Source organism: Nonomuraea sp. ATR24, from assembly GCF_041950485.1.
In the GTDB taxonomy this organism is placed as follows: domain Bacteria; phylum Actinomycetota; class Actinomycetes; order Streptosporangiales; family Streptosporangiaceae; genus Nonomuraea; species Nonomuraea ceibae.
In genome coordinates this window covers 146,372-163,217 of record NZ_JBGNUU010000009.1, presented here as the reverse complement: position 1 = coordinate 163,217, position 16,846 = coordinate 146,372, and the positions used below count along the sequence as shown (strand labels likewise).

Annotated in this window: 15 protein-coding genes and 1 riboswitch; of the genes, 13 read left to right on the top strand and 2 right to left on the bottom strand. The window is 72.0% G+C overall.

The annotated features are described in order from the left end of the window. The first annotated feature begins 46 nt into the window (after positions 1 to 46). The 12 genes from ACBI99_RS23095 (at position 47) to ACBI99_RS23040 (ending at position 13,154) form a co-directional block, all read left to right on the top strand. The gene (locus ACBI99_RS23095) at positions 47 to 862 is read left to right on the top strand and encodes an aldo/keto reductase (RefSeq protein ID WP_219509414.1); all 816 of its coding nucleotides are present in this window, start codon (positions 47 to 49) and stop codon (positions 860 to 862) included. Positions 863 to 914: 52 nt separating this feature from the next. Next, entirely contained in the window at positions 915 to 1,868 is a 954-nt protein-coding gene (locus ACBI99_RS23090) for a Gfo/Idh/MocA family protein (RefSeq protein ID WP_375073433.1), read from the top strand. Between the two features lie 114 nt (positions 1,869 to 1,982). Beyond that, positions 1,983 to 2,120, top strand: a riboswitch (cyclic di-AMP (ydaO/yuaA leader). A gap of 12 nt (positions 2,121 to 2,132) precedes the next feature. Then, positions 2,133 to 2,828 (top strand): CHAP domain-containing protein, encoded by a 696-nt coding sequence (locus tag ACBI99_RS23085; RefSeq protein WP_375073432.1) that lies wholly within the window; start codon positions 2,133 to 2,135, stop codon positions 2,826 to 2,828. A 153-nt stretch (positions 2,829 to 2,981) separates the two neighbouring features. Continuing rightward, the gene (locus tag ACBI99_RS23080) at positions 2,982 to 3,419 is read left to right on the top strand and encodes a YciI family protein (protein WP_357590602.1); all 438 of its coding nucleotides are present in this window, start codon (positions 2,982 to 2,984) and stop codon (positions 3,417 to 3,419) included. A 751-nt stretch (positions 3,420 to 4,170) separates the two neighbouring features. Further along, entirely contained in the window at positions 4,171 to 5,388 is a 1,218-nt protein-coding gene (locus ACBI99_RS23075; protein WP_375073501.1) for an RNA polymerase sigma factor, read from the top strand. A 268-nt stretch (positions 5,389 to 5,656) separates the two neighbouring features. Then, the gene (locus tag ACBI99_RS23070) at positions 5,657 to 6,991 is read left to right on the top strand and encodes an ABC transporter substrate-binding protein (protein WP_219509410.1); all 1,335 of its coding nucleotides are present in this window, start codon (positions 5,657 to 5,659) and stop codon (positions 6,989 to 6,991) included. A gap of 81 nt (positions 6,992 to 7,072) precedes the next feature. Continuing rightward, on the top strand, positions 7,073 to 8,026 hold the full coding sequence (locus tag ACBI99_RS23065; protein WP_375073431.1) for a carbohydrate ABC transporter permease: 954 nt from the start codon (positions 7,073 to 7,075) through the stop codon (positions 8,024 to 8,026). Beyond that, the gene (locus tag ACBI99_RS23060) at positions 8,023 to 8,874 is read left to right on the top strand and encodes a carbohydrate ABC transporter permease (protein WP_375073430.1); all 852 of its coding nucleotides are present in this window, start codon (positions 8,023 to 8,025) and stop codon (positions 8,872 to 8,874) included. Before ACBI99_RS23065 ends, ACBI99_RS23060 begins: the two co-directional genes overlap by 4 nt. Then, positions 8,871 to 10,280 (top strand): GH1 family beta-glucosidase, encoded by a 1,410-nt coding sequence (locus ACBI99_RS23055; RefSeq protein WP_219509407.1) that lies wholly within the window; start codon positions 8,871 to 8,873, stop codon positions 10,278 to 10,280. The genes ACBI99_RS23060 and ACBI99_RS23055 overlap by 4 nt, the downstream gene beginning before the upstream one ends. Beyond that, entirely contained in the window at positions 10,261 to 11,262 is a 1,002-nt protein-coding gene (locus ACBI99_RS23050) for a LacI family DNA-binding transcriptional regulator (RefSeq protein WP_375073429.1), read from the top strand. Before ACBI99_RS23055 ends, ACBI99_RS23050 begins: the two co-directional genes overlap by 20 nt. Before the next feature lie 52 nt (positions 11,263 to 11,314). Beyond that, complete coding sequence (locus ACBI99_RS23045) at positions 11,315 to 12,142, top strand: aldose 1-epimerase family protein (protein WP_357590596.1); 828 nt, start codon at positions 11,315 to 11,317, stop codon at positions 12,140 to 12,142. 16 nt (positions 12,143 to 12,158) lie between these two features. Continuing rightward, entirely contained in the window at positions 12,159 to 13,154 is a 996-nt protein-coding gene (locus ACBI99_RS23040) for a phosphotransferase family protein (protein ID WP_375073428.1), read from the top strand. On the opposite strand, the gene ACBI99_RS23035 is transcribed toward ACBI99_RS23040, so the two are convergent. After that, on the bottom strand, positions 13,098 to 15,368 hold the full coding sequence (locus tag ACBI99_RS23035; protein WP_375073427.1) for a M64 family metallopeptidase: 2,271 nt from the start codon (positions 15,366 to 15,368) through the stop codon (positions 13,098 to 13,100). The genes ACBI99_RS23040 and ACBI99_RS23035 overlap by 57 nt on opposite strands. Positions 15,369 to 15,445: 77 nt before the next feature. On the opposite strand from ACBI99_RS23035, the gene ACBI99_RS23030 reads away from it, so the two are divergent. Further along, positions 15,446 to 16,375 (top strand): LysR family transcriptional regulator, encoded by a 930-nt coding sequence (locus tag ACBI99_RS23030; protein ID WP_357590592.1) that lies wholly within the window; start codon positions 15,446 to 15,448, stop codon positions 16,373 to 16,375. A 41-nt stretch (positions 16,376 to 16,416) separates the two neighbouring features. Here ACBI99_RS23030 and ACBI99_RS23025 read toward each other — a convergent pair whose 3' ends face one another. Continuing rightward, positions 16,417 to 16,761, bottom strand: coding sequence for a zf-HC2 domain-containing protein (locus ACBI99_RS23025; protein WP_357590590.1), 345 nt, complete (start codon positions 16,759 to 16,761; stop codon positions 16,417 to 16,419). Between the last annotated feature and the right edge of the window lie 85 nt (positions 16,762 to 16,846).

Sequence of the window (16,846 nt, the reverse complement as noted above, 5' to 3'; positions counted from 1 at the left end):
CCGGGCGGCTTAAGCCGCTCGGAACGGCACGTGAACAATGGAGGGTATGAACTCGCTACGGCTATACAGAGACGGCGTGGAGATCCCGCAGCTGGGGCTCGGCGTCTGGCAGGTGCCCGACGACGAGGCGGAGCAGGCGGTCACGACCGCGCTCGCATGCGGCTACCGCCACATCGACACCGCCAAGCTCTACCGCAACGAGGCCGGCGTCGGGCGGGCGGTGCGCGCCTCCGGCATCCCGCGGGAGAAGCTGTTCGTCACCACGAAGCTGTGGAACAACGACCACGACCGCGCCGAGCAGGCCTTCGAGGAGAGCCTGGGCAGGCTCGGCCTCGACTACGTCGACCTCTACCTGATCCACTGGCCGGCGCAGCGGCAGGACAAGTACGTCCAGGCGTGGCGCGCGCTGGAGAAGGTCTACCGGGACGGCCGGGCCAAGGCCATCGGCGTGTCCAACTTCACCGTCGAGACGCTGGAGCGGCTGCTCGACGAGGCCGACGTGCCGCCGTGCATCAACCAGATCGAGCTGCACCCGTACTTCCAGCAGCGCGAGCTGCGCGAGTTCCACGACAAGAACGGCATCCTCACGCAGGCCTGGAGCCCGCTCGGGCAGGGCAAGGGGCTGCTGTCGGAGCCCGCGCTGGCGGTGCTGGCCGACAAGCACGGCCGCACGCCCGCGCAGATCGTGCTGCGCTGGCACATCCAGCTCGGCAACATCGTCATCCCCAAGTCCGTCACGCCGGCGCGGATCAAAGAGAACATCGCGGTCTTCGACTTCACGCTCGACCGGGAGGACATGGCCGCCATCGGCGCCCTGAACGCGGGCCGCCGGCTGGGCCCGGACCCGGACGTGTTCCCGTGAGGTGAAACCGGTCAGGTTTCGCGTCCGCGGATGAATCAGTACGATCTTCCGCGTGCGAGATCTAGCGTGGGGCATCGCGGCGACGGGCGGCATCGCCAGGACCGTGGGGGCGGTCATCGCGGCGGAGCCGGGCATGCGGGTGGCCGCCGTCGGCTCCCGCGACCTGGGCCGGGCCAAGGCGCTGGCGGCGACGCTGGGCGCCGAGTCCGCCCACGGCTCCTACGCCGAGCTGTGCGCCGACCCGGCCGTCGACGCCGTCTACGTGGCGACCCCGCACGCCCAGCACCTGGAGGTGGCCGAGGCCGCGATCGCGGCGGGCAAGGCGGTGCTGTGCGAGAAGCCGCTGGCGGCGAGCCTGGCCGACGCCGAGCGCATGGTCCGCCTGGCCCGCGAGGCCGGGGTCTTCCTGATGGAGGCCATGTGGATGCGGTTCAACCCGCTGGTGCGCATGCTCAAGGACGACCCGCGCTTCGGGGAGATCCGCTCGGTGCGGGCCTCGTTCGGGTTCGCGCTGCCGTACAATCCCGCGCACCGGCTGTGGGCGCCCGAGCTGGGCGGGGGCGCGCTGCTCGACCTGGGCATCTATCCCCTGGGGCTGGCCCAGCTGTTCCTCGGCATGCCCGAGTCCATGCACCTGACGGGCGCGCTGGCGCCCAACGGGGTCGACGCGGAGGCGGGCGGGGTGCTCGTCTACCCAGGCGGCCGGCGGGCGCTGGTCGACACCTCGCTGCTCGCGCACTTCCCCAATTCGGCCAGCATCGTGGGCACCGGGATGCGCGCCGACCTGGACGCGCCGTTCTGGGCGCCCCGGCGGGTGGTGCTCAGCGGGCCGTCGATGGAGACCGAGGAGCACGAGCTCGACCCGGCCGACAACGGCTACGCCGGGGAGCTGCGCGAGGTGCGGGACGCGCTGGCCGAGAACCGGACCGAGAGCGCGATCATGCCTCTTGACGAATCCCTTGCCATGATGGGGCTCCTGGCCGACGCGCGCGGGCAACTCGCCTAGCTGCAACTTTATCGACTTGTAATGCCTTGGCGGATGTATTACCTTATGGCGCATTCGCGGCTTACGTCCGGTTTGTCCGGTCGTTGCCAACCATCGCACGACACTCACAGGATCGTCCTGTGACCGCTGAATCCGCCTTGCGCGGAGCCGGGGACCCATGTCCTTTGGGGTGAATCGGCACCTTGTGTGCCGTAGGGCAGCTTCCACGCCCGAACCCGTCAGCTAACCCGGTAAGCGGCATGGAAGCAAGGAGTAATCCCCTCGATGGCGAAGCACCGTCTTACCCGTGCCCCGAAGAAGCTTCACCCCCGCGCCGGCGCCTCCCTCGGCGCAACCGTCCTGGCCGCCGGACTCGGCGCCGGGATGACCACCGCACTCCCCGCCCAGGCCGCCGAGCCCGGCCACCAGGTCGAGACCCAGACCATGTCCGAGTCCACGCAGACCAGGACCGGCGCCAACCAGGTCAACGTCACCGCCTCCCAGGTCCTGGCCCTGGCCAAGGCCCAGGTCGGCACCTCCGAGAACGCCTACGGCGGCGGCACCAAGTTCCAGGAGTGGTACGCCAGCTCCAAGCGCGCCCTCGAGACCGTCGCCCGCGACGGCGGCAACCCCAGCGCCTACCTCAACGCCCCCTGGTGCTCCATGTTCGTCTCCTGGGTCGGCGAGCAGACCGGCGCCCGCCCGCAGGTCGGCTGGGACGCCTACACCGTCACCCACGCCAAGTGGTTCGCCGCCAACGACCGCTGGGGTCAGGAGGCCAAGCCCGGCGCCGTCGTCTTCTTCGCCTGGAACGGCAGCAAGAGCATCAGCGCCATCCAGCACGTCGGCTTCGTCGTCAAGGACAACGGCGACGGCACGATCTCCACGATCGAGGGCAACACCGGCAACGGCAAGGTCGAGGAGCGCGTCCGGCCCAAGTCCCAGGTCGTCGGCTACGGCTACCCCTCGTACGCCGCCTGACCCTCCCCCTGGCGAAGCGCGCGCCCCTCCCCCGGGCCCCCGCTTCCGCGCTTTCTCCCCTCCCCGTGTCGATCCGGCCCCCTCCGGGACGACGCACAGGTGTGGCAGGCTCGCCGGGAGCCCGCTTCACCGCCTGGACGAGGAGAACGCACCGTGAAATTCCTGATCGTCGGCAAGGCCAGCGAGGAGACCGAGGCCGGCGCCCTGCCGAGCCAGGAGCTCGTCGACAACATGACGGCCTTCAACGAGTCGCTCGTGAAAGCGGGCGTCCTGCTCGCCGCCGAAGGGCTCCACCCCAGCTCGCGCGGCGCCCGCATCGCCTACAGCGGCGGCAAGGCCCGCGTCATCGACGGGCCGTTCGCCGAGGCCAAGGAGCTCATCGCAGGCTTCTGGCTCATCCAGGTCAAGTCGCGGGAGGAGGCGCTCGAATGGGCCCTGCGCGTCCCCGTCCCGCCCGGCCACGACGGCGTCGGCCTGGACGTCTGGCAGGTCTTCGACCCCTCGGACATGCCCGAGACCTCCCTGACCCCCGAAACCGCCCAACGCCACGCCGTCATCCGCGCCGCTCTCGACTCCCCACCTGAGCCCTGACCGTCCGAGAGCGACGCCCCCGAGGGAGGCGCCCCCGCGGGAGGCGGCCCGCTGCGGCGGCCCCTCCCGGGGAGGCCACACCCCCGCCGGGGCAGGCGGAAAGCCCCAGGATGGCGGCAACCCCGGGAGGGGGCGGGCCCCCGGAAGGGGCGCCTCGGGCAGTCCGGCCCTCTGGCGGCCTCCGCCGGGGCGGCCCCACCCCACCGGCGACCCCCGGCGGAGCGGCCCGACCGCACTGGCAGCCACGCCCCGGACGGCCCAACCCACCGGTGCCCCAGGCAATCCGGCCCTCTGGCGGCCTCCGCCGAGGCGGCCCCACCCCACCGGCGATCCCGGTCGGGCTCCCCAGGGGCGCGGCCCCACCGGCGGCGCGCGCCCCGGACAGCCCGGCCCCACCGGCAGGCCGGACCCAGCCCCTCCGGTGCCCGGCTCCCGGGGGTGCGGCCCCACCGGCCGCCCGTACCCCGGACGGTCCGACCCGGCTGCTGGGCTGGGCGGTGCTGGTGGGTTGCGGGCCGCGTGGTGCGGCGCAGCCGCCGCCTCGTGGGAAGCCGCCGCCTCAGGGAGGCGTGCCCCCACGGAGCGGCAGGGGCCGTGTGGTGGAAGGGGTGCGTCCCACGAGAGAGCGCTTGGGTTGCGAGTAAGCGGGTGGGGCTGTTGTCATGGGCGGGTGACGGCGTCGGAGACTCATCGGGCCATTGAGGCGGTGTGGCGGATCGAGGCGGCCCGGGTGATCGCCGGGCTGGCCGGGATGGTGCGTGACGTCGGCCTGGCGGAGGAGCTGGCGCAGGACGCGCTGGTGGCGGCGCTGGAGCAGTGGCCGCGGGAGGGGGTGCCGCGCAATCCGGGCGCCTGGCTGATGACCGTGGGCAAGCGCCGGGCGGTGGACATGATCCGGCGGCGGGAGCGGTTCGAGCGCAAGCTGGTCGAGCTGGGCCGGGAGCTGGACGACGAGACGGAGCTGCCGGGCGTCGAGGAGATCGAGGACGACCTGCTGCGGCTGGTGTTCACGGCGTGCCATCCGGTGCTGTCGACGGAGGCGCGGGTGGCGCTGACGTTGCGGGTGCTGGGCGGGCTGTCGACGGACGAGATCGCGCGGGCGTTCCTGGTGCCGGAGTCGACGATGGCGCAGCGGGTGGTGCGGGCCAAGCGGACGCTGGCGGAGCGCGGGGTGCCGTTCGAGGTGCCGGGGGGCGCTGAGCTGGCGGATCGGCTGTCGTCGGTGCTGGAGGTCATCTACCTGATCTTCAACGAGGGCTACTCGGCTACGGCGGGTGACGACTGGATGCGGCCGGGGCTGTGCGAGGACGCGCTGCGGCTGGGGCGGGTGCTGGCCGGGCTGATGCCGAAGGAGGCGGAGGTGCACGGGCTGGTGGCGCTGATGGAGATCCAGGCGTCGCGGGCGGCGGCGCGGGTGGGGCCGTCGGGCGAGCCGGTGCTGCTGCTGGAGCAGAACCGGGCGCGCTGGGACCGGCTGCTCATCGGCCGCGGCCTGGCGGCGCTGGCGCGGGCCGAGGAGCTGAGCGGGGACCGGGGCGGGGACCTGGGCGGGGATGCGGGCGGGGATGCGGGCGGGGATGCGGGCGGGGGGATGGGGCCGTACACGTTGCAGGCGGCGATCGCCGCCTGTCACGCGCGCGCGCTGACGGCGGAGGAGACCGACTGGGCGCGGATCGCGGCGCTGTACGAGGAGCTGGCGCGCCTGTCGCGCTCGCCGGTGGTGGAGCTGAACCGGGCGGTGGCGCTGGCGATGGCGTACGGCCCGGCGGTGGGGCTGGAGCTGGTGGACCAGATCGCCGGGGAGCCCGCGATGCGCGGCTACCACCTGCTGCCGAGCGTGCGCGGGGATCTGCTGTTCCGGCTGGGCCGGCTGGCGGAGGCGCGGGCGGAGTTCGTGCGGGCGGCGGGGCTGACGCGCAACGGCCGGGAGCGGCGGCTGCTGGAGGAGCGTGCCCTGGCCTGCGGCTGATCCGCGCCGCCGCCGGGGTGGGCTGCCCGGAGTGGTGTGGAATAGGTGCGCATGAGATGGGAGCGCTCCCAAAGGGCTATATGAGCCCTTTAAGGTGAAAAATCCGCTTCTAGTGGCCCGAAACACCCCATAGGTAACGGTTGAGTTTCGGGACGTTGACGTCCGCACGCCGTACGGGCACTCTTTGTGGGAGCGCTCCCAAAGACCTTCCTCTCGCGGCTCACCCCGCGATGCACCTCCCACGATCCACACCCAAAAGGGGTACGGAATGACGAACCACAAGCGCTTTGCTGTTTCCGGTGTCATGGTCGCGGCGCTGGCCGTCGCGACGGCCGCGTGTGGCGGCGGCGGCACGACGACGCCGGCCGGGGCCGGTGAGACGACGGCGGCGGCAGAGCCTGTCACGATCAATGTGCACACCTTCGGCGGTGGCGAGAACTTCGGTTACGACGCCGCCGTCGAGAAGTGGAACGCCGAGCACCCGAACATCCAGATCAAGTACACGAACCTGACCGACCGGTTCGAGGACGTCTACCTGCCGCAGCTGCTCCAGCGCCTGCAGGCGGGCAGCGGCGCCGGCGACATCGTCGGCATCGACGAGGGCGCGATGGGCCTGATGGCCGCCCGGCCGCAGTTCTTCACCGACCTGGGCGAGCACGGGCTGCAGGACCGCAAGGCCGACTTCCCGGCGGCCAAGTGGGAGGCGGGCGTCAACGCCGACGGCAAGCTGTTCGCGCTCGGCACCGACATCGGCGGCATGACCATGTGCTACCGCAAGGACCTGTTCGAGAAGGCGGGGCTGCCGACCGACCGCGAGGAGGTCGCCAAGCTCTGGCCGACCTGGGACGCGTACCTGGAGGCCGGCAAGAAGTTCCAGGCCGCCAACAAGGACGCCAAGTGGATGGACGGCCCGAACACCATCTACAACGTGATCCTGTCGCAGGAGGCGCCGAAGAACGGCAACGTCTCCTACTTCGACAAGAGCAACCAGCTCGTGCTGGAGACGAACCCGGCGGTCAAGACGTCCTTCGACTGGGTGCAGAAGTTCAGCCAGCAGGGCCTGACGGCCAAGCTGCAGGCGTTCAGCCCGCCGTGGAACAAGGCCATCAAGGGCGGCGACTTCGCCACCATGGGCTGCCCGTCGTGGATGCTCGGCGTGATCTCCGGCGCGGCCGGTGACGAGAACAAGGGCAACTGGGACGTCGCGGCCGTGCCGGGCGGGTCGGGCAACTGGGGCGGCTCCTGGCTGGCCATCCCCAAGCAGACCAAGCACCCGAAGGAAGCCGCGCAGGTGCTCAACTACCTGACGGGCAAGGAGGGCCACGTGGCGGCCTTCAAGGAGGCGGGCGCGTTCCCGAGCTCCATCCCGGCCCAGCAGGACCCTGAGGTGGCGGGCCTGAAGAACGAGTACTTCAACGACGTGCCGACGGGCGAGATCTTCGCGGCCTCGGTCAAGGACCTGCAGCCGGTGTTCCTCGGCGAGAAGCACGCCCAGGTCAAGACCTCGGTGGAGAAGGTGCTCGAGGGCATGGACCAGGGCGCCATCGGCTACGACGAGGCCTGGACCAAGTTCGTCGAAGCGGGCGTCAAGGCAGCCGGCTGACGGCTCGCCTGAAGGAAACGGGTGGCGTCCTCCCCCGCGGCGGACGCCACCTCACTCCCGCCCCGGCTCGAAAGGCCCTTCATGACTCTCCAACTCGCGCCGCCGCGGCACGCGTCCGGCAGGCGGGCGGCGCCCAGGCGGCGTATGGCCCGCTTCGACATCAAGGGGATGCCGTATCTCCTGGTGTCCCCTTACTTCCTGCTCTTCGCCATATTCGGGATCTTCCCCCTGGTCTACACGCTCTGGCTGTCGCTGCACGACGCCGAGCTGGCCGGGGACCGGACCTTCGCCGGCCTCGGCAACTACGCCGAGCTGATCGCCGACGCCGAGTTCTGGAACGCGGTGTTCAACACGGTCGGCATGTTCGTGCTGGCCACCGTCCCGCAGCTGATCCTGTCGCTGGTGCTGGCCAACGCGCTGAACAAGAGGCTGCGCGGCCGGCTGCTGCTGCGCCTCGGCGTGCTGTTGCCGATGATCACCTCGGTGGTCGCGGTGGCCGTCATCTTCAGCCAGCTCTACAGCCGTGACTACGGCCTGTTCAACTGGGCCCTCGGCCTGGTGGGCATCGAGCCGATCGCCTGGCAGAACGAGAAGTGGTCGTCCTGGATCGCCATCGCCACGATGGTCGACTGGCGCTGGACCGGCTACAACGCGATCATCCTGCTCGCCGCGATGCAGACGATCCCCAAGGACCTGTACGAGGCCGCCGCCATCGACGGCGCGTCGGCCCGGCGGCAGTTCTGGCAGATCACGCTGCCGATGCTGCGCCCGACGATCGTGTTCGTGGTCTTCATCTCCACCATCGGCGGCCTGACGCTGTTCACCGAGCCGGTGACGTTCGAGGGCGAGCAGATGATGACCGGCGGCACCACCGGCCAGTACCAGACGGTGGCGATGTTCATCGTGGAGCAGGCCTTCCGGGGCAGCTTCGAGATCGGCTACGCCTCCGCGGCGGCCTGGCTGCTGTTCGTGCTGATCCTCATCGGCACGATGATCAACTACTTCTTCACTCGCCGCATCGGGGGTGCGCGATGACCGCCGGACAACCGACCGGCCGCCTGTGGGAAGCGGGGGCTCTCACCAAGGTCGTGCTGGCCGTGGCGCTGCTGCTGTCCGCCTTCCCCATCTACTACATGTTCATCATGGCGACGCGGACGAACGACGACGCGCTCGACGTGCCGCCGCCGCTCCTGCCCGGCGGCCACCTGGGCGAGAACGTCGAACGCCTGCTCACCACCGAGGACGCGTACTTCATCACCGGCCTGGTCAACTCGGCGATCGTGGCCACGACCGTCACGGTGTCGGTGGTGCTCATCTCGACGCTGGCCGGGTTCGCCTTCTCCAAGCTGCGCTTCCGCGGCTCGAAGGTGCTGCTCGGCGTGATCCTGGCGACGATGATGGTGCCGCTGCAGCAGATGGGCATCGTCCCGCTCTACGAGCTCATGGTGACGCTCGGCTGGACCGGCAAGCTCCAGGCGGTGATCCTGCCGTTCCTGGTGAACGGGTTCGGCGTGTTCATGATGACGCAGTACGCCTCCCAGGCGGTGCCCGACGAGCTGGTCGAGGCGGCGCGGGTCGACGGGGCGTCCACGATGGGCATCTACCGCAAGGTCATCCTGCCGGCGCTGCGGCCGGGCATGGCGGTGCTCGCGCTGCTGGTCTTCATGCAGACGTGGAACGAGTTCATGTGGCCGCTCATCGTGCTGCTGCCGGAGAACCCGGTGGTGCAGACCTCGATCGCGGCGCTCAACCAGGCGCACGGCACCGACTACGTGATGCTGTTCGCCGGCACCGCGGCCTCGGTCCTCCCTCTCTTCGTGGTTTTCGTGCTGTTCGGCCGGCAGATCGTCGGCGGCCTGATGGAAGGTGCGGTCAAGGCGTGACGACTCAGGAGGAGCAGACCCGCTCCGAGCTGCGATTCCCCACCGGGTTCGCGTGGGGTGCGGCCACCTCTGCCTACCAGATCGAGGGCGCGGTGACGGCCGACGGCCGCGGCGTCTCCATCTGGGACACGTTCACCAGGACGCCGGGCAGGGTGGTCGGCGGCCAGCACGCGGACGTGGCCATCGACCATTACCACCGTTACCGCGACGACGTGCGGATCATGGCGGACCTGGGGCTGAGCTCCTACAGGTTCTCCGTGTCGTGGCCGCGCGTCCAGCCGTACGGTTCGGGACCCGTCAACCACAAGGGTCTCGACTTCTACAAGCGACTGACGGACGAGCTCCGCTCGCACGGCATCGATCCCTGGCTGACGCTCTACCACTGGGACCTGCCCCAGGCCCTGGAGGACAAGGGCGGCTGGCCGGAGCGCGACACCGCGCTGCGCTTCGCCGAGTACGCGGCGGCGGTGCACGACGCGCTGAAGGATCACGTGCACACGTGGAGCACCGTCAACGAGCCGTGGTGCGCGGCCTTCCTGGGTTACGCCTCGGGCGAGCACGCTCCGGGACGCCGCGAGCCCGAGAACGCGATCCGGGCCGCGCACCACCTCAACCTCGCCCATGGACTAGGGGTCCAGGCCATGGGCGCCAGGCGGGTGGGGGGTTGCGTCAACCTGTACGCGATCACCCCGGCCACGGCCAGTGAGGCTGACCAGGACGCCGCCCGCCGCATCGACGGGCTGCAGAACCGGTTCTTCCTCGACGCGCTGCTGACGGGCCGCTATCCCCAGGACGTCCTGGACGACCTGGGGATGGACCTGTCCTTCATCGAGGACGGCGACCTCAAGACCATCAACGCGCCCATCGACGTGCTGCTGGTCAACTACTACAGCCGCTTCACCGTCTCCGGTGAGGCCGGCGGGAAGGCGTCGGCCTCGGCCGCGCCGACCGAGACGGGCTCGCCGTGGATCGGCAGCGAGCACGTGTCGTTCGTCAACGGCGGCCGGCCCGTCACCTCGATGGGCTGGGAGATCGACGAGGACGGCCTGGTCGAGGTGCTGCAGCGGGTGGCGCGCGACTATCCGCCGGTTCCGCTGGTGGTCTCGGAGAACGGCGCGGCCTTCGACGACGTGCTGGAGGACGGCCGGGTGCGCGACACCGAGCGCCGTGACTACATCGAGGCGCACCTGCGCGCCTGCCGCACGGCGATCGACTCCGGCGTGCCGCTCGAGGGCTACTTCGCCTGGTCGCTGATGGACAACTTCGAGTGGGCCTGGGGGTACGGCAAGCGGTTCGGGCTGGTCCGCGTCGACTACGAGACGCAGCAGCGGGTGCTGAAGGACAGCGCGATCTGGTATGCCGAGATCATCCGGCAGAATAGGGCCCATGAACCGACCGACTCTTGAGGCAGTCGCAGCTCGGGCCGGCGTCGGCCGGGGCACCGTGTCGAGAGTCATCAACGGCTCACCCAACGTCAGCGAGAAGGCCCGCGAGGCGGTCCAGCAGGCCATCCAGGAGCTGGGTTACGTGCCCAACCGGGCGGCCCGCGCGCTGGTGACGCGGCGCACCGACACGGTGGCCCTGGTGGTGTCGGAGTCGGAGTTCCGGGTGTTCGACGAGCCCTACTTCGCCGGCACCATCCGGGGCATCGGCTCGGCGCTGACCGAGACGGGGCTGCAGCTCATCCTGGCGATGGCCCGCTCGCGGCAGGAGCACGCCCGGCTGGAGCACTACCTGACCGGCCAGCACGTCGACGGCGTGCTGCTGCTGTCGCTGCACGGCGACGACCCGCTGCCGGGCCGCCTGGAGGCGATGGGCGTGCCGACCGTGCTGGGCGGCCGGCCGGTCGGTCCTGCGACCCCCTACAGCTACGTCGACATGGACAACAGGGCGGGGGCCCGGCAGGCGGTCAAGCACCTGCTGGGCCTCGGCCGCGGCCGGATCGCCACCATCGCCGGGCCGCAGGACATGGGCGTGGGCGTCGACCGTCTGTCGGGCTACCGCGACGCGGTGCTGCCGACGGGCCTGCCGGAGCTGGTGGCCTACGGCGACTTCTCCGAGGAGAGCGGCGAGTCGGCCATGGCCGAGCTGCTGGCCGCCCATCCCGACGTCGACGCGGTGTTCGCCGCCTCCGACCCGATGGCGCTGGGCGCGATGCGGGTGCTCAAGGCGGCGGGCCGGGCGATCCCGGAGGACGTGGCGGTGATCGGGTTCGACGACTCCAAGGCCGCGCTGCACGCCGACCCGCCGCTGACCACCGTGCACCAGCCGATGGAGGCGATGGGCCGGCAGATGGCGCTGCTGCTGGTGGCCCGCATCAACGGCGAGGAGCTGCGCCAGCCGGTCGTCATCCTCGACACTCACCTGGTGCGCCGCGAATCCGCCTGACCTGCCGATATCATTTCCGAAACCGTTTACACCAGTCGAGAGGACGTCTGTCGTGCCTCAGCTTGTCGGCGGGGGCTACACCGCTCAGGTGAGCCGCCGCGGAGCCGCGCTCAGGACACTCAGGCACGGCGAGCGCGACCTGGTCACCTCGTGGCCCGAGGGCGGGCCGGTGCCCTACTTCGCGGGCACGATCCTGGCGCCGTGGCCCAACCGGGTGGGCGGCGCCCGCTACACCTTCGAGGGCCGCACGCACGAGCTGGCGGTGACCGAGCCGGAGCGCGGCCACGCCATCCACGGGCTGGTGGCGCGTGACGACTGGGAGATCGCCGAGGCGGACGGCTCCCGGGTGCGGCTCACGTACCGGATCGACGGCGCGCCCGGCTATCCGTTCACGCTGGAGCTGGCGGTGACGCACGAGCTGGGCGAGCGGGGGCTGACCACGACGGTGCTGGCCCGCAACGCGGGCGAGCACGACGCGCCCTACGGGTGCGGGCCGCACCCGTGGCTGCTCGGCGACGAGCTGGAGGTGCCGGCGGCCAAGGTGCTGCTGCCCGACGACGCGCTGCTCCCCCGCGAGCTGGCGGACGTCTCCGGCACCCCGTACGACTTCACGCGCGTCCGGGCGGTGGACGGCGCGGTGGTCGACCACGCGTTCACCGGCCTGGCGCGGGGCGAGGTGCGGGTCGGCGGGGTGCGGCTGACGTGGGACCCGGCGGTGCTGCCGTGGGTGCAGGTGTGCACCAGCCGTCAGCTCGGCTACGAGGGCGTGGCTGTGGAGCCGATGACGTGCCCGCCCGACGCGTTCAACTCGGGCACCGACCTGGTGGTGCTGAAGCCGGGCGGCGAGCACGAGGCGCGCTGGACGATCGGCGCGGCCTGAGGCCACACTTGCTCGCGTGGACAGCAGGACGAAACGCCGCTTATCCCCCGCCGAGCTCGACGCCCTGGCCCGCCGCGCGCTGGGCGCCGGGGTCGTGGGGCACACCGAGCTGACCGACGGCTACGCCAACGCCGTGTGGCGGCTGCGGCTGGACGACGGCCGCGAGGTGGTGTGCAAGCTGGCGCCGCCGCCCGAGCTCGACCAGCTCAGCTACGAACGCAACCTGCTGCGCATGGAGGCGGCCGCGTACGAGCTGGTGGCGGCGGCCGGGGTGCCGGTGGCGGCGCTGCTGCGGGCCGGCTTCGACGATCCGGTGCTGGGCGGCGACTACCTGATGCTGTCCGCGCTCGACGGCGTGTCGTGGAACGACGCGCGGCCGGGCAACGAGGACGAGCTGCGGCGCGAGCTGGGCCGGCTGATGGCCCGCTTCAACTCGGTGACCGGCGAGGTGTTCGGCTACCCGCACGCCGGGATCACCGGCGCGACCTGGCGGGAGGCGTTCCTGGCGATGGCGGGGGCGCTGCTCGGCGACACCGGGCGCTACCCGACGCCGCTGCCCGCGCCGCCCGGCGGGATCATGGAGGTGCTGGAGGCGGCCTCGCCGGTGCTGGACGAGGTGACGACGCCGCGGCTGGTGCACTTCGACATCTGGAAGGGGAACGTGTTCCTCGACGTGTCGGGCACGCCGCGCATCCAGGCGATCATCGACCACGAGCGGGCGTTCTGGGGCGATCCGCTGGCCGAGTTCGTCACCCCGACGATCTTCGGGGAGCTGCGCGAGGACGATCCGATGCTGGCCGGGTACCGCGAGGTGCGCCCGCTGGAGCTCACCGCGTCCGCGCGTACCCGGCTCGACCTCTACCGCGCCTACCTGTCGCTGATCCTGCTGGTGGAGAACGGACCCAGGCAGTACCCCGAGGAGGAGTACGCCCGGATCCGCGACGCGGCGTTCAGCTCACTGGGCGAGCTGCTGGATCGCCTCGTAGCTCCCGCCCCTGGGGCCCTCGCGTAGGTCGCGGCACTGGCCGCCGCCCGCGCCGGTGACCCGGTTCGGCACGCCCAGGTCCGCCGGGGCGGGGGTGTTGCCGGTGCAGGAGAGCGCGCCCTTGACCGTGGTGCCGGACACGGCCGGGGCCGTGTTGCGGGTCAGCGAGGCCGCGCCGCGCAGCTCGGCGCCCACGACGGTGAGCGTCCCGGTCCGGTCGGCGGTCAGCGCGCCGTCCACGCGGGTGCCCAGCAGGTGCAGCTCGGCGGCGCCGGAGGCGGTGAGCGTGCCGGAGATCCGGCCGCCGTCGGCCACCAGCGACGCCCCGGCCCGCACCTGGACCGGCCCGGTGACGGTGGCGCCGTCGAGGCAGGTCACGCCGCCGGTCACGGTGAGCGGGCCGCGGTGGGCGCCGGTGACCGTGCGGGTGCAGGCGGGGGGCGGCGCGATCGTCGTGACGGTGAACGACTTCGCCTTGCCCGCGTTGCCCGCCGCGTCGATCGAGCGGTACTCGACCGTGTGCCGGCCCCGGGGCAGCTTGCCGTACACGAGGTGGTCGATGACCGTGCCCTCCTCGGTGAACGTCCACGGCAGCTCCGAGGAGGTCGGCCAGCCGAAGTAGTTGAACCAGCCGTCGCCGTCGACCCGCGACTCCGAGACCACGTACCCGTCGCGGTCGTCGTCGCCGGTCAGCCGCATCGAGAACGGGCCGTTGTAGACGTAGGTGTCGCCGGACCTGACCAGCGGCTCCGACAGCTCGTAGCCGGTCGCGGGGGCGACGGCGTCGACCGTCCAGGTCAGCGTGTCGCCGCCGAGGCTCGCGGTGAGCTGGTGCGTGCCGGGGCTCAGGTCAAGCTCGCCCAGGTCGAGGTCGGTGCCGCCGTCGCCGACGCGCTCGCCGTCGAGCTCCCAGGCGACCTTCGGCACGGTGTGCGCCGGGTGCGTGGTCTCAACGTATATGACGTCCTCGGCGCCCGCCGGGCGGCCGGTCGGGGTGGAGGAGGTGAAGCCCGGCTCGACGCCGTCGGGCGGGGTGGTGAGCGTCGTGTCGACGGTCCACGTCCTGCTCGCCGTCAGCGCGGCGCGCACGGCCGGGTCGCGGACGAACTCCGTCGGGTCGGTCACCGTGGCCTTGACCGTGTGGGTGCCGGGGCTGAGGCCGAGCGTGCGCAGGTCGAGCGTGTCGGCGTCACCCGGCAGGTCCTTGCCGTCGACGTTCCAGGTGGTGGTCAGGCTGTGGCTGACCGGGCGCATCGGCTCGACCCACAGCACGCGGTCCGCGCCGACCGGCTGCCCGGACGGGGTGGCGTCCTGCACGACCGCGGTCTTCGCGGTGATGCGCCGGACCATGACCTCGCGGCTGACCTGGTCGAAGTAGTAGCCGAGGGTCTTCATCATCGAGTGCTGACTCGGCCGCCACACGCCCGTCGTGGCGTACAGGCCGCCCTCGTAGCGGGCGATCGGGCCGCCCGACTCGCTGGGCTCGCCGAGCCAGCGCCACCACTTGCGCTGCTGCTCGCGCATCTGCTGCTCGGTCAGCAGCGTGTGGTGCGCCGACGACGGCTCGCCGCCGCTGTAGGCGCCGCCGGGTTCGCCGCGCTGGTAGTAGTCGTACTCGTCCTGCAGCCCGCCCAGTGAGTGGCCCAGCTCGTGCGGGCTGATCAGGGCGGACATGGCGTTGCTGCCCGACGCGGTGGCGTACGAGCCGCCCGCGCCGCCGTACGTGCCGCTGTTGCCCAGGGCGAGGATCTGCCGGTTGCCGGACGTGGTGCCGGCGACCAGGTTGGCGTAGCGGTTGGCGGCGCCGTTGTCCATGGTGATGAGCCGCTGCACGCTGCCGGGGTTGCAGCGGCCCCAGAAGCCCATGCTCAGCGGGGTCGTCCTGCGCGGCGAGGTCAGGTCGGGGTCACAGCTGATGCCCGATTCGCCGGACACGATGTCGACCCGGTAGACGTTGATGTAGTTGCGGTAGGACTTGAACGGCTCGATCGACCACATCACGTTGAGGTGACGGTCGACGTCCTGGCCGAACTTCGCCTGCTCTGACTCGGTGTAGCCGTCGCCCATGACGATCAGGTTGAAACGCTTCTCCGGCGCGCCGGTGACCTGCACGGGCACGACGGTGGCGGCGCCGGGCTCGGCGGCGGACACCGTGGCCGCCACCGTGGCGGTGGTGGCGACAGCCTGGGAGGGGACGTACACGACTGCGGCGGCCAGCACGAGGGCCGCGATTGTGCGCATGCCCAGCACTATCGGCCCGGCCACGCCGGACGTCTCATCCCATAAGGGCATAACCCCGGCGTGATACCTTCTGCCGGATGAAGCTGGAGCTGCGGCATCTGGAGACGCTCCGGACCATCGCCGACCAAGGCAGCGTCACCAGGGCCGCCGCCGCGCTCGGCGTCTCCCAGCCCGCGCTCACCGCCCAGCTCCGCCGCATCGAGGGGGTGCTCGGCGGGCCCGTCTTCGCCCGCGACCACCGCGGCGTCACCGCCACCCCGTTCGGCGAGTTCGTGCTGGCCAGGGCCCGGGTGGTGCTCGCCGGCGTGGACGACCTGCTCGCCGCCGGGCCGTACGAGCTCGCCGGGCAGGCCGTGCGCGTCGGCAGCTTCGAGCACCCCGTCGTCGTGCCGCTCGTCGCCAACCTGATGCGCGCCTTCCCCGAGGCGCGCATCACCCTGCAGACCGAGCACTTCGTCCGCGTCCTGGTCGACATGGTCGCCAACGGCCGGCTCGACGTCGCCCTCGTCGCCGACTACCCGGGGCACGAACTGCGCCCCCAGCCCTCGCTCGGGCTGGAGGCCGTGGCCGTCGAGCCGGTGTTCGTCGCCCTGCCCGCCGCCCACCCGCTCGCCTCGCGGGAGGAGGTCGAGCTCGCCGACCTGGCCGGCGAGCCGTGGGTGCTGCCGCCGCCGGACGGGCTCGGGTGGCCCGAGCACCTGCTGGACGCGTGCGGGCGCGCCGGCTTCACGCCCCGCGCCCGCTACCAGCTCATCGGGGCCGGGGTACGCGGCGAGCTCATCGGCGCCGGGCACGCGGTCTCCGCCTGCCAGGCGCTGCACGACCCCGGGCCCGGCGTCGTCGTGCGGCCGCTGGCGGGCAACCCGCTGTGGATGCGACAGGTGCTCGTGTGGCGCCCGGGGTTCGCGGCCCACGTACCGGCCCTGCTGGACAGCGCCCGCGCCGCCCACGCCGCCGTCGCCGCCCGCCGCCCCCCGTACACCACCTGGCTCACCCGCCAGCCCTGACCCGCCACCCGGCCCGCGGGCGCCGGGGCCCGTCCGCGCCGTCACGGCGGGGGCCTTCCCCGGGAGGGATGCGGGCCCCGCAGCAGGGGTGGGGGGCCGCGGCCTCGGCGGGCGGGGGGCGGGGGCGGGGCCGGCTCGCCGGGGGGCTCCTCTTCCTGCTCCCGCAGGGCTCCGCCGTGGGGGTGGAGGGAGCCGAGCAGGCGGGTGCGCAGGGCGGGCGGCGGCGGGACGGGGGCGGCGAGGCGGGCGGCGGTCTCGCGCAGGCGGCGGACCTCGGCCCGGCAGGAGGGGCAGCGGGTCAGGTGGCGTTCGAAGGGGGCCAGGTCGGCGGCGGGCAGCGCGTGCACGGCGTAGGCGCCGGTGAGGAGGTGGAGGTCGTCGTTCATGTCCACTCCCGGGAGAGGCGGCTGCATCACCTGATTCGGTCCTTCCGCCTTTCCGGATGCGGGTATTGCTCCCTTTCCCGGCCCG